Raw genomic sequence first — 12,710 nt, forward strand, 5'->3', positions numbered from 1 at the left:
CTTCTGCCATGGCTTCGACTGACCAACACCCCTATCCCGCCGTGCCCGGCTCACGGGGCGCGCTGGCATTGCGCCGCGAGGCCGCCCTGTCCGAGCACATGCTTGTGACGAGCGAACGTTCATCGAACTCCGAGGACCGCATCGACATCAAGTCACTCTGGAACGCGCTCGTCCGGCACAAGGGCACCATTCTGGGCATTGCCGCCCTGTGCACATTGGCGGCCGGCGTGTACACGCTGCAGATCACCCCCCAGTACCGCAGCGCGGCCCTGCTGCAGATCGATCGCTCGGCGCAGAAGGTGGTGGGCTTCAACGCCGAGGCCGAGGTGGATGAAGGGCCGCTGGCCGATCAGCTCCAGTTGCGCACGCAGATCGAATTGATGAAAAGCCGCAGCCTGGCCGAACGGGTGATCGATGAGCTCGGCCTGTACAAGCCCGCACCCGCCACGCCACCCACGGAGACCGCTGATCGGGCGCCCGCCTGGAACACAGGCTTCGAGCCGCTGGACGTGGCCCTGGGCTACGCCGGAGAAGGCTGGAGCCAGCTGCGCGCGCTGGTCTTCCCACCGGCCGATCCGGCCTCGCTCAGCCGAACGGCCACGGTGGCACGGTTCCAGCAGGCGCTCAGCGTGGAACCCATCCGCAATTCGCGCCTGGTGCAGATCCAGGTGCTCAACCCCGACCCGGAGCTGTCCGCCGGCATTGCCAATGCCATGGCCAAGGCCTTCATTGCCACCAACATCGAACGCAAGCTGCACTCGTCGATCTACGCGCGCCAGTACCTGGAGGGGCAGATCCGCGAGACCAAGGCCCGCCTGGAAGAGAGCGAGCGTGTCATCAACAACTACGCCAAGAAGAACGAGATCCTGAACCTGGGCGACAAGGGCAGCGCGGCCACGCAAACCTTCGTGGACTTTTCTGCCGCGCTGGCCCGCGCCGAGCAAGACCGCATCCGGGCCGAGACGCTGTACAACCAGGTGCGGCTCAATCCCGAAAGCTCGCCGCAGGCTGTGGTCAACGAGGCCATCCGCGCCTACAAGGAGCAGCGCGCGCGCCTTGAAGCCGAATACGCCAGGAACCGCTCCATCTTCAAGCCGGAATACCCCGCCATGGTGGCCGCGCGGGAGCAGATCGCCGAACTGGACAAGCGCATCGACACCGAGGTGAACAACATCCTCTCCAGCATCCAGGGCCAGTACATCTCCGCCAGAAAGGCGGAAGAGCAGCTCAGGGCCAGGGTGGCCGGCAGCCGCAGCGAGGTGCTCAGCGTGCAGGACCGCAGCGTGGACATGAACCTGCTGAGCCGCGAACTGGACACCAACCGGCAGGTGTACGACAGCCTGCTGCAGCGCCTGAAGGAAGTGAACGTCATGGCGGGGATCACCGCCAACAACGTGAGCATCGTCGACGAGGCTTCGGCGCCGCTGTTCCCGGCCAGTCCCAACGTCAAGCTAAATCTCGGGCTGGGCGTGATGCTGGGCCTGTTTCTCGGCATGCTGGCGGCCCTGCTGCGCGAGCAGATGGACGATTCCCTGAAAAACGCCAGCGAAATCGAAGCCCGGTACCAGTTGCCCCTGCTGGGCCTGATTCCATTCACCCGGCCCCAACGCGGCCGCAAGGAACCGGTGGCCCTGCTGGCTTACCGCGAACCGCGCAGCACGTTTGCCGAGTCCTACCGCTCCATGCGCACGGCGCTGCAGTTCAGCACGCCCGATGGCGCGCCGCAGCGCTTCATGGTGACGAGCTGCGGCAAGAGCGAGGGCAAGAGCACCACGGCGCTCGCGCTGGCGATCAACTTCACCCAGTTGGGCCAGAAGGTATTGCTGATCGATGCCGACATGCGCAGGGGCTGGCTGCACAAAATGCTCAAGGTGCCCAATGACAGCGGCTTGTCCACCCTGCTGAGCGGGGACGTCGACACCGAGATGCTGATCCGGGACACCACGGTCAGCAACCTGTCCGTGATCACGGCCGGCCCGGTGCCGCCCGACCCGGTGGAGCTCCTGATGGGACCGCGGCTGGGCGAGCTGCTGGACCAGGCACGGGCCCTGGGCTACCAGCAGATCGTGATCGACGGCCCGCCGCTGCTGGGCATCGCGGACGCGATCGTGCTGGGCAACCAGATCCAGCACATCGTGCTGGCGGTGAAAGCCGGCGGCACGCGCAAGGACAGCATCAAGGACGCCCTGCGCCGCCTGCGCAACGCGGGGCTGGCACCGATGGGCATCGTGCTCACGCACGCCCGAAACGAACACGCGGGCGACTACGCCTACGCGTCGTACTACGGCGCCAGCTATGGCGACCGGAACACGCCGCGCGCCACCAGGGCAGAACCGCTGCCGGACGCGAACACGCCGCCCCTGCCGCCGGCGGCCGGCAACCGCATCGAACCCACGCTGGGTCCCTCTGCGGTCTGACAGAAGCGCCATGACGCAGCCCAACTGGAGCCGTCTGCTGCCCGCGCTGCTGGACTTCGAGCGTTCACCCGGCCGCTTTCCGGTTGCGCTGCGCGAGCCGCGCCCGCTGTTCGAGCACGTCGGCAGCGTGATGCTGCTCGCCGCAGGGCGACCAGTTGGGGGCTTGTCAGCTGCTGCCGTGAAGGGCCTGGAGCTGCACCGCGCGGCGCGCTTTTTTGTACGCACGGTGATGCTGCGCCCAGGCTCGGACCCGCTCACCCTGCTGGGCCTGAAGGCGGGGTTCGAGCCCGCGCAATTGCGCGCGCACTACCGGTTGATGATCCGCCTGACCCACCCGGACTTCCAGGTCGCCGGTGGACGCTGGCCCGCCGACGCCGCCACGCGGGTCAACCTCGCGTACGACATCCTCTCGCGAGAGCAGCCGGTGTTCATGGCGGGCACGTACCAGCTCGTCAACCCGAGGGGTGGTCCGCGATGATCGATCTGCACTGCCACATCCTGCCGGGCATCGACGACGGGGCGAAGACGCTGGGCGATTCGCTGGCGATGGCGCGCATCGCCGTGGCCGATGGCATCCACACCCTGGCCTGCACGCCACACATCTACCCCGGCATGTGCATGAACGATGGCACGGGCATCGCCCACGCGATCTCCACCTTGCAGGCCGAACTGGACCGGCATGGCATTGCGTTGAAACTGGTGATGGGGGCCGACGTGCATCTGGTGCCCGGCCTGATCGATGGGCTCAGAAGCGGGCGCGTGCCGACGCTGAACGGCTCGGGCTATTTCTTGCTCGAGCCTTCCCACACCACGCCGCCGCCGCGGCTGGAAGCGTCCGTGCTGGCACTGATCCAGGCAGGCTACACGCCCATCATCACGCACCCGGAGCGCCTGAGCTGGGTGGAAAGCCACTACCCCGTGTTCCTGCGGCTGATCGAGCATGGCGCCTGGATGCAGGTGACGGCAGGGTCGTTGACGGGCGTGTTTGGCAAACGCGCGCGCTACTGGGGCGAGCGCCTCATTGGTGAAGGCCACACGCACCTGCTGGCGACCGACGCGCACTCCACCGGGCGGCGCCTGCCCCGGCTGAGCGAGGGGCTGGAGGTAGCGCGCCGCCTGGTGGGCAGCACCGAGGCGAACCGGCTGGTGAACGAGCGACCTGCCGCGGTGCTGAAGAATCTGCCACCGCAGGACTTCGGGTCCATCGAGAAGGAAACGGGTCGGCCTTCGGCGCTGAGCAGCTGGTTTTTCAGGCGCCGCGCGGCGGCCTGAGCCGCCCGATCAGCGCGGCAGCAGCGCCCACATCTGCAACGGCTGCTTGAGCGCGGCGGCCACGGTGTAGGCCTCGTCGTTCCAGCTGCCCCAGCCGGTGAACAGATCGGCGCGCACAGCACCCACGATGGCGCCGCCCGTGTCCTGCGCCATCACCAGCTTCTGCTGGTTCAGCGTGACGCCCTGCGTGGCCAGCCACACCGGGGTGCCGTAGGGAATGCTCTGCGGATCGACTGCGATGGAGCGCCCCGGCGTGAGCGGCACCCCCTGTGCGCCGCGCGGGCCGAAACGCGCATCGAGTTCGCTCAGCGCTTCTTCGCGGAAGAACACCGTGCGCGGGTTGCTCCACAGATAGTCGTTGACCTTTGCAGGATTCTGCTTTGCCCAGACCTTTACGGAATCCCAAGAGGCGTCGCGAATAGCACCTTGATCAAGTAGCCAGCGATTCGCACTTTTATAAGGGTGGCCGTTGTGGGCCGCGTAGGCCACGCGCACCTGGCGCATCTGGCCGTTGCTCTCTACCAGGTTGAGCCGGCCCGAGCCCTGAATCTGCAGAATCAGCGCATCGATGGGGTCGGCCAGCCAGGCAATGGCACGGCCTTGCAAAGCCGCCTGCGCGGCGGGCAGGGTGTCGATCTCCTGGCGGCTGTACCAGGGCTGGCCCGATGGCAGACCGGGCGGCGGGCCATACAGCGGCGTGCGGTGCTGCTCGGTGCGCACGCGGCTGGCGTTCATGATGGGTTCGTAGTAACCGGTGAGCAGGCCGGGCGGCTCGCTGCCATCGGTCTCGGTGATGCGGTAGGGCAGAAAGCGGCGCATCACCCAGGCCTGCTGTTCGGCCGGCGTGGCAATGGCGAGCTGGCGGACCTCGCGGCACGGCGTGGCCTGGCCCGGCGCGGGGCGCTCGCAGCCGCGCACCCAGGCGTTCCACACCTCGTGCAGGCTGTCCTGTCCCCAGCCGGGCAGCTCGCTCCAGCGCACCGGCGTCCAGCGGCTTTTGGCGCGCTGGATCGGCGCCGGCAGGGTGGTGTCGTCCGGCACCGCGACCACGCTCGGCCCGGTCGGCACGGCCACCGGACCCGGATCGGGCCGCACGCCAACCGAGCACGACACCACGCTTCCTACAATCAGCACTCCGAGGCCCAGGCGTGCCACCCACCTTCCGGCCACCCGGCCGGGCCACTCTTGAGTTTGATCCATGACCTTGTTGTTGCTTGAAGCGCTGGGCGCGCTGGTGTTGCTGGTGTTCATCGTGTGGTGGACCATGTTCTCCGGCCGCAAGAAAGGCGAGCTGCCCGATGCGGCGGAGCGGGAAAAGCAGGAGGAGAAGCCACCGTCTTCATGACGGGCGCAGCACGTTGGCCAGCTCGACCGCCGACTTCACGCCCATCTTGTCGAACACGCGCGAGCGGTGCACTTCCACCGTGCGCACGCTGATGTTGAGCTGGTCGGCCACCAGCTTGTTGGGCAGGCCGGCAATCACCAGGTCCATCACATCGCGCTCCCGGTCGGTCAGGCTCTCCAGCCGCTGCTGCAGCTCGGTCTGCGCTCGCCGCTGCGCCAGCACCAGCGCCGACTGGTTCAGCGCCTGCTCCACCCGGTCCACCAGCAGGTTGTCGGAAAACGGCTTCTCGCAGAAATCGAAAGCACCGCGCTTGACCGCGTCCACCGCCGTGGGCACATCGGCATGGCCCGAGAGAAAGATCACCGGCGCACAAGCCTGCCAGGGCAAAGCAAGAAAGCGCTCGAACAGCGCCAGCCCGCTCATGCCGGGCATGCGCACGTCCAGCATCACACAACACGGCGCGCTCGGCGCTTCGCGCCACACCGAAGCCGAGTCCACAAAAGCCTCTGCGCTGTCGTAGCCTTCGCTCAGCAGCCGCCGCGTGCGCAGCAACCAGGCCAGCGCCTCGCGCACGCCCACGTCGTCATCGACGAGGTAGATCTTGGCGTCCGGGTGCTGGGTCATGGGGCGGATGATAAGTGGGCCGCTGGAACGGCCCCCGAATACCCGCCCCAGCCCGTCAAATCACCAGCACCCCCTGCTGCACCAGCAGCTCCCGCCCCGCCGCCCCGCTGTGCGCGTACACGGCATAGTCCAGCCCCTGCCAGTTCTGCGTGCCCGCGCTGCTCCAGCTCCCCGAGCCGCTCACCAGCTGCACCGCGTCTCCCGCGTCCCCCAGCACGATCAGCCGGTCTTCACCCGCATCGGGCATGTGCAGCAACTGGTCGATGGTGAGTTTTGCGGTGTTGTTCCCGCCCCCGGTGAGGTCCAGGCGTTCGATGCCCGTGAACGTGGTCTGCCCATAGGCCGTGAGGTCCAGCAGCACCCCGCTCTGGTCGCTGGCCAGCGCCAGCGTGTCCTGCCCGCTGCCGCCCTCGTGGCGTGAAGTGCCCAGGCTGGCCCGCTCGGCCGTGCCGATCACCAGCCGGTCGTCTCCACCACCGCCCAGCAAGGTGTCTGCCCCGCCGCCGCCCCTGAGTTCGTTGGCCGCGCCGTTGCCCACGATCTGGTTGCCCTTGTTGTTGCCAGTGGCGTTCAGCGCGTCGCTGCCCATGATCTCGATGCGCTCCACAAAGACCTGGCGGTTGGCCCCGTTGGCCAGGAAGGAGAAGCTGATCCAAAGCTGCGCCACATCCATCTGCCCCTCGCTGGACATTTCACGGATGTTGTCGCCCGCGTTGTCGATCACATAGGTGTCGTTGCCACCAAACCCCCACAGGGTGTCGGCCCCGGCACCGCCATCGAGCACGTTGCTGCCGTGGTTGCCCGCCCAGCGAAGCACCAGATCACTGCCCGATCGAATCACCTCGGTGGCCGCTAACCGCTGCGCAGCTGATCCACCATCTCGCTCACGTGCACCTCGAACTCGCCGCTGCTCTCGTGCCACGCGAGTCCAATGCTGTCGATGAGCGGCTTGCCTTGCGGGTCCAGCGGGGTCTGGACCCCGTGGTCGGTGTAGCCCACGTTCAGGGCACTCACACCGGCCTGCGCCAAAGTCAGCAGTTCGCCAGCATCGGTCTGGCCGTCGCCATCGGCGTCTTTCCAAATGCGCAGGCTGCCCAAAGTTTCGGTATCGCTGGCGTCGATCACACCGTCCTGGTTCTCATCGAGCTCGGCCAGCGCGTGAAACCCGTTGAAGGCGCGGCTGCCGTCGGCCAGCACGGTGTGGTTGCCAAAGAGCTCGGCGCCGCTGTCGATGCGGCTGTTGCCGTTAAGGTCGCGCACGAGCAGGCCGTCGTCTGCGCCCACCCAGCCGCTGCGTTCGGCGTACCCGCTGTTGTCAAGATCGAAGTACAGGCCGGTGCCAGCTGCATCGCGAGGGGTGGTTTCGACGGTGCCGTCGCCGTCTAGGTCCAGGATGATGGGGGAGGCTTGGCCTTCGGCCAGGCTGAAGGCGGAACGGAGAGTGCTATCGAAACGTGCTTCATTTTGATGAAGAAATTCGTACAAATTCGAGCCCAAGTGCAAAGCACGTATGGCATCAATTAGCATCCCAACAGCTTCGCCAGCAATAACTCCAGAAAGCGCTTGATGGCTCGCTATTGATTTGCCAGCGATTGCATTATCTAAACGCCACAGCGACAGCGTTTTCCCCAAACCGTCCAAGGCAGAGTAACTTCTAAGGACACTTTCTGCGGCTATTCCTGCTGCTAATTGCGCCGCTAACTTTGCGGCATCTGCAGCAACCATGGTGGAGTTCCCCAGCTCCCACGCAGATTTAATTCCATCTAGGGTCTTAAGCACATTCGCCAATGGTTCACTCATCAGATTAGCTCCTTATAAATCAAAAATATCCCAAAACAATTGACGCCTAGCAATGCCCAGTGATTCATCCTGCGCCTATGCGCACCAGTAACTCTGAAGCGTATGAAGATAAGAAGCACTATCAATGAAAAGAATAGGTATCTAGTTTGCTCAAGAAGAATTCCATGAAAACTAATTGCCCTCACCAAGGCAAGAAGAATTATTAGCCACCACAGCAAGACACTCCACCCATCGGGGGTATGAAGCAGAGCTTCGCGCAATTCTTTGATATCGTTCATTTCTAGCCTACTGCTCCAATTTGCATCAACTCTTTGCATACAACTCGATTTCCACTACCCAATGACCTCCATTCCAAAAAACCCTCAATCCGTGCTGCAGCGCTGCGTCGCTCGTAGGACTTGCAATTGAAAGAATTAGCAGAGCCGCCCCTGAAACTACAGATGCCGGGGTGTGGTGAACGCTTCTTGTCAGTCGGGACTAAAAGATGACGTCGCATATGGCTTTTCAGATTCCAACGCTTTTTCTGAAAATGCTCTTCATTCACTCCTCTACCCACCACAAAGCGCGATGGAAATGGGGACAAACTCCCACTCCTTGGCATCGGCCAATGAAAGAATAGCGTACTCAATTCTTCTGTCCATTCTTCAATTGAATCGTGGGTTGCATAACGTATTTCTGGAACTTGAAGCCAATACAGAGTCGTTAAAGTTAAACATGCGAAGAAGAGAATCAGGCCAGCTTTTGCGATGGCTGTATTGGGGACGTAGTAAGACCCAACTAAAAGGGCCTCCGAACTTAGCAGAGATATAAATATCACCCATCGGAATATTTGAAGTTTCATTTCAGTGGCCCTGTACAAAATGCAAATTGAATTGAAATCAAGTCATCCATAAAATATGGCAGCGGTGTCAAATCCCAAATGGATCAGGCCGAAGAGGCGGTATCTCAAAAGCATGATCGCGAGGGGGCGAAAGAACGCACTGACCCCCGCTACAGCATCACGCAATAATCCATCGCCACAAAATGTCAAGAAGCCGTCCCTGAGTCTGCGGCCCGTCAGCGTGGTGTGATCCCACATTTCTGGACGGGCCGTGTTGCTATACCTGAAGAGGCGCAGAGCGCATCAGCCTTGCGCTGGCTGAATGACTACCCTTGCTCCTCAGGATTCAATGAGCGCGCATCATCACGCACCCGGCCTGGATGGTGGAGATTGAAGTCACCAATCGGAGAAATGTGGCTACCAGATACCCCGACAAACCACCCAGAATGAGGCTCCGCAGTTAGGGCCAGGAGCGTTGGCGGCTGCCAGCGAGGGCACAGGGTGACGGTGGATCGTCACCAGTTTGACTCTGGCGAGAATGCGCCGCCAGCCGGACACACTCTGAGTTGAACGGGGCGCCCCGCTCAAACGAGAGGCCTGTGTCTCATCGCAACTGCGCGAAGGCATGAACCCCCTGCACCACCTTCGCCATCCGCTCATAGTCCAGCTTCTCAAACGTGTCTTCCACCCGGTGGTAGTTGCTGTTGCGCAGGAACGCCGTGTCGGTGACCATGATCGCCGGCATGCCTTCTTTCCAGTAGTTCAGGTGGTCGGAGAAGTCGATGCCTTGAAGGGTCGGCGGGGCATTGATGGAGCGGACGGGGAGCGAGGTGGCGCCGGCCATCGCGGCCTTCACCTTTCTCATCAGGGCAAAGTGGTCCAGCTTGCCCACCAGCGCGATGAAGTTGCCCTGGTTCGGGTACAGCCATGAAAAGACCGAATAGGGGAAGCGCTGGCTTCCTGGCTGGTCGGAAAAGTAGCCGATCATTTCGAGCGACAGCATCAGTTCCACGTCCCGGTTGGCTTCTTTCATGGACCTTGCGTGCCATGCACTGCCCATGTGTTCGGTGCGGAAGTGGGGCGGCTCTTCCAGTGTGTAGGCCACGAGTTCGATGGCGCGCGGCGGCGGTGAGCGGCCGAGCAGGCGCGCCAGCTCCAGAAGCCCCGCCACGCCACTGGCGTTGTCGTCGGCGCCGGGGGTGTCACCGTGGGTGTCGTAGTGCGCGCCGATCACGAGCACAGGGCCTGAAGCCGGGCCGAACCTTGCAATCACATTCCGGTATCGGGTTCCCTCCACCCGCACTTCCTGATTGGACACCGCCGCGCCGGAGGCCTTGAGTGACTTCTGGATGTAGTCGGCAGCCCGTTCGAGGTTCTCAATATGCTCGTGGTTGCGCGGGTGAAGGTCTTCAGAAAAGTGCCTGACGTGTTGCTCGAGCTGACTGGCGCTCACTGCTGGCGGCGTCGACACCATGGGGATGACCAGCGGCTGAACGACGATGCCCACACCGATGGCGGCCACCGTCAATGCGACCAGTACGACGGCGAGGAAGAGCTTGCGAATCACGCGCATATCACCCCGCCGCAGGCAACGTGAACCGGAACACCGTGCCCCTCGGCTCCGCATTTTCATGCGTCAACGCCCCGCCGTGCTGCTCGATCACGGTGCGGCACAAACTCAAACCCAGCCCCATGCCCTCGGCCCGTGTGGTGAAAAACGGGGTGAACAGTTTTTCCTGCACTTCGCTGCTCAGGCCCTGGCCGTGGTCGGTGACGGTGAAGTTGACCCAGCTCTTGCGCGGCTCGCCACCGGGCGCCAGACCGGCGTGGGCGCGGCTCTGGCCTACCGCCAGGCTCAGCACGCGCAGGCCCGACGAAATCGGCGGGTCGTCGAAGGGCATGGCCTGCATGCCGTTGCGGCCCAGGTTGAGCAGCACCTGTTCCACCATCGTCCGGTCGCACAGCACGGCGGGGCAGCCGGGCGCTACTTCGATATGCAGGCGGATGCCCTGCTTCTTGGCCTGCAGGGCCAGCAGGGGCTGGATGGCGTCGATCAGGCTTTGCGGGGTGACGGCTTCGCGCACCTGTTCGCGGCGACGCACGAAATCAGCCACGCTCTTGATGACGCGGCCGGCGCGTTCGGCCTGTTCGCTGATGCGGCGCATGGCCTGCAGCAAATCGGCTTGCGGCAGCTGGCCGGCGGGTTCTTCGAGCAGATTCAGCGTGCCGCTGGCGTAGCTGGAAATCGCAGCCAGCGGCTGGTTGAGTTCGTGGCTGAGCAGCGAGGCCATTTCGCCCACGGTGGCCAGCCGCGCCGTGGCCTGCAGGCGCTCTTGCGATGTGCGGTTGAGGTCTTCCACGCGGCGCTGTTCCGTCAAATCCAGAATGGCGCTCATGAAACCGGTCTGGTTGCCTTGCGCATCGATCAGCGGGGCTTCGATGATGAGCACGGGAAAGCGTGTGCCGTCGCTGCGCTGAAACACCGACTCATAACCTTCGCGCGGCAAGATCTTGCCGGCCAGGCGCACGGCCTGACGCTGCTGGTATTCGTCGGCCAGCTCGGGCGGCCACCAGGGTGCGGGCGGGCCGGTGCCAATGAGTTGCTCCGCCGGCAGGCCCACCATCTGGCAGAACGCAGGGTTCACATAGGTGATGCGGCCGTCCATGCCGCGCGCGCGCAGGCCCGTCACCAGCGAATCTTCCATGGCCTTGCGAAACGCCAGCGCATCGGCCACGTCGAGCTCGGCGCGCTGGCGCAGGCGGATGTCGCGCCCCAGCAGGAACAGCACCGCCAGCAGCGCGAGCGAGAGCGCGCCCACCACGGCGGTGAGCACGTTGGGGAACAGGCCGCCGGCCTGGCGTGGCGCCTGCAGTTGCAGGATCAGCGTGTGCCCGGGCATGTCGAGCACGGTGCGGGCGGTGAGCGTGCGCCGGGGGCCGGGCACCATGCTGTGCAGCGCCAGGCGCGTGCCGTCGGCTTCGTTGAAGGCCAGGCCGCGCCCGCGCAGCGAAGCCTGGTTGGTGAGCTCGGCCAGGATGCCGGGCAGCGAGTAGGTGACGACCAGGAAACCATCGGACTCGGCCGAGCGCGAAACCGGCAGGCACATCTCCATGAGTTCGAGCCCCTGGCCGCCGACCATGGGCCAGAAGTAGCTGCTGGAATAAGAAGGGCCCGAAATGCGCCGCGCGTTGTCGCAGGCCAGGCTCACTTCGGCGGGCAGACTGGCGCGGCGCAGCATGCCGTAAAGGTCGGCCAGGTAAGGGGTGTCGCGGTGGGCCAGCAGGCGCAGGTTTCTGCCGCGCCATTCAATGCGCGCCATTTCACGGTGCCGTGCGAGCAGCTCGGTGGCCGGGGCATCCCAGCTGTCCACCGTGGGCGCCACGCTGTGGAGCGATTGCAGCGTCTGCACGTTGCGCACCAGGCCGCTGCGGATGTCGCTCACCAGCGTGGCGGCTTCCTGCTCCAGCGCGGTCTGGTCGCGCCCCTCTTCGTATTCGGTGGCCAGGAACACCAGCACACCCAGCAGCACCAGCACCAGCAGCAGCAGGGCGCCCCACAGCAGCCAGCGGCGCGAACGCAAGGCCTGGCGCCAGCGCGAGGGCCGCATGATGGCCACGGTCAGAGTCGGCGGTGCTGCAGCGAAGGCAGTTGTTCGCGCACGCTGCGCAGGCGTTCGATGTCGAGGTCGGCCAGCACCACGCCCGGGCCCTCGGCGTGCATCGCCATCACTTCGCCCCAGGGGTTGATGATCATGGTGTGGCCCCAGGTTCGGCGGCCGTTCTCGTGCGTGCCACCTTGCGCGCTGGCGATCACGAAGGCCTGGTTCTCGATGGCGCGCGCGCGCAGCAGCACCTCCCAATGCGCCTGGCCGGTGGTGTGGGTGAAGGCCGATGGCACGAGCAGGATGTCGGCCGCGAGCATGCGGTAGAGCTCGCCGAAGCGCAGGTCGTAGCACACGGTCTGGCCGATGCGCCAGTCCTGCCCATTGCGGTCGCGGCATTCAAACACCGTGGGCGTGTCGCCGGCACGCAGCACAGTGGCTTCGTCGTAGTGTTCGCGGCCGTTGTCGTAGCGGAACAGGTGGATCTTGTCGTAGCGGCTGGCGCATTCGCCGCGCGGGTTGTAGGCGAGGCTGGCGTTGGCGGCGTGCGCCGGGTCTTCGGTTGCCATGGGCAGCGTGCCGCCCACCACCCACATCTTCAGATCGCGCGCGGCGTCCGAAAGGAAATCCTGCACCTTGCCCAGCCCGGGCGTTTCGGCCAGCAGCAGCTTGTCTTCGTCCTTCACGCCCATGAAGCAGAAGTACTCGGGCAGCACGGCGAGTTCGGCACCGGCGCTGGCGGCCTGGCGCAGCAGGCGCAGCGCTTCGCTGAGGTTGATGTCCAGGCTGATGCCTGAAACCATCTGGATCGACGCGACTTTCATGCGGAA

Annotated in this window: 11 protein-coding genes; 4 read left to right on the top strand and 7 right to left on the bottom strand. The window is 64.6% G+C overall.

Annotated features, from left to right (window positions below; genetic code table 11):
- The first annotated feature begins 8 nt into the window (after positions 1-8).
- Genes CAP37_RS19080 through CAP37_RS19090 form a run of 3 tightly spaced genes read left to right on the top strand, consistent with a single transcriptional unit; the run spans position 9 to position 3,689 of the window.
- Complete coding sequence (locus tag CAP37_RS19080) at positions 9-2,417, top strand: polysaccharide biosynthesis tyrosine autokinase (protein WP_086125923.1); 2,409 nt, start codon at positions 9-11, stop codon at positions 2,415-2,417.
- A gap of 10 nt (positions 2,418-2,427) precedes the next feature.
- Positions 2,428-2,895, top strand: a complete 468-nt coding sequence (locus CAP37_RS19085) for a DnaJ family molecular chaperone (protein ID WP_086125926.1) — start codon at positions 2,428-2,430, stop codon at positions 2,893-2,895.
- On the top strand, positions 2,892-3,689 hold the full coding sequence (locus tag CAP37_RS19090) for a tyrosine-protein phosphatase (RefSeq protein ID WP_086125929.1): 798 nt from the start codon (positions 2,892-2,894) through the stop codon (positions 3,687-3,689). Before CAP37_RS19085 ends, CAP37_RS19090 begins: the two co-directional genes overlap by 4 nt.
- A gap of 9 nt (positions 3,690-3,698) precedes the next feature.
- Here CAP37_RS19090 and CAP37_RS19095 read toward each other — a convergent pair whose 3' ends face one another.
- A complete protein-coding gene (locus CAP37_RS19095) occupies positions 3,699-4,955 on the bottom strand; it encodes a murein transglycosylase A (RefSeq protein WP_086125932.1) in 1,257 nt (418 codons plus the stop codon).
- On the opposite strand from CAP37_RS19095, the gene CAP37_RS21775 reads away from it, so the two are divergent.
- On the top strand, positions 4,888-5,034 hold the full coding sequence (locus CAP37_RS21775; RefSeq protein WP_179190290.1) for a hypothetical protein: 147 nt from the start codon (positions 4,888-4,890) through the stop codon (positions 5,032-5,034). The two genes, CAP37_RS19095 and CAP37_RS21775, sit on opposite strands and share 68 nt — an antisense overlap.
- Here the strand turns inward: CAP37_RS21775 and CAP37_RS19100 are convergent.
- From CAP37_RS19100 to CAP37_RS19130, 6 genes are all read right to left on the bottom strand, one after another.
- Positions 5,029-5,658, bottom strand: a complete 630-nt coding sequence (locus CAP37_RS19100; protein ID WP_086125935.1) for a response regulator transcription factor — start codon at positions 5,656-5,658, stop codon at positions 5,029-5,031. The two genes, CAP37_RS21775 and CAP37_RS19100, sit on opposite strands and share 6 nt — an antisense overlap.
- 55 nt (positions 5,659-5,713) lie before the next feature.
- Entirely contained in the window at positions 5,714-6,475 is a 762-nt protein-coding gene (locus CAP37_RS19105) for a hypothetical protein (protein ID WP_179190291.1), read from the bottom strand.
- Positions 6,476-6,510: 35 nt separating this feature from the next.
- Complete coding sequence (locus tag CAP37_RS19110; RefSeq protein ID WP_143435988.1) at positions 6,511-7,458, bottom strand: hypothetical protein; 948 nt, start codon at positions 7,456-7,458, stop codon at positions 6,511-6,513.
- A gap of 1,424 nt (positions 7,459-8,882) precedes the next feature.
- A complete protein-coding gene (locus CAP37_RS19120; RefSeq protein WP_218776885.1) occupies positions 8,883-9,845 on the bottom strand; it encodes a M28 family peptidase in 963 nt (320 codons plus the stop codon).
- Between the two features lie 7 nt (positions 9,846-9,852).
- Complete coding sequence (locus tag CAP37_RS19125; protein ID WP_086127114.1) at positions 9,853-11,886, bottom strand: nitrogen regulation protein NR(II); 2,034 nt, start codon at positions 11,884-11,886, stop codon at positions 9,853-9,855.
- A gap of 11 nt (positions 11,887-11,897) precedes the next feature.
- Entirely contained in the window at positions 11,898-12,704 is an 807-nt protein-coding gene (locus CAP37_RS19130; protein WP_086125951.1) for a carbon-nitrogen hydrolase family protein, read from the bottom strand.
- Positions 12,705-12,710 lie beyond the last annotated feature (6 nt).

The organism is Hydrogenophaga sp. IBVHS1, from assembly GCF_002127265.1.
In the GTDB taxonomy this organism is placed as follows: domain Bacteria; phylum Pseudomonadota; class Gammaproteobacteria; order Burkholderiales; family Burkholderiaceae_C; genus Hydrogenophaga.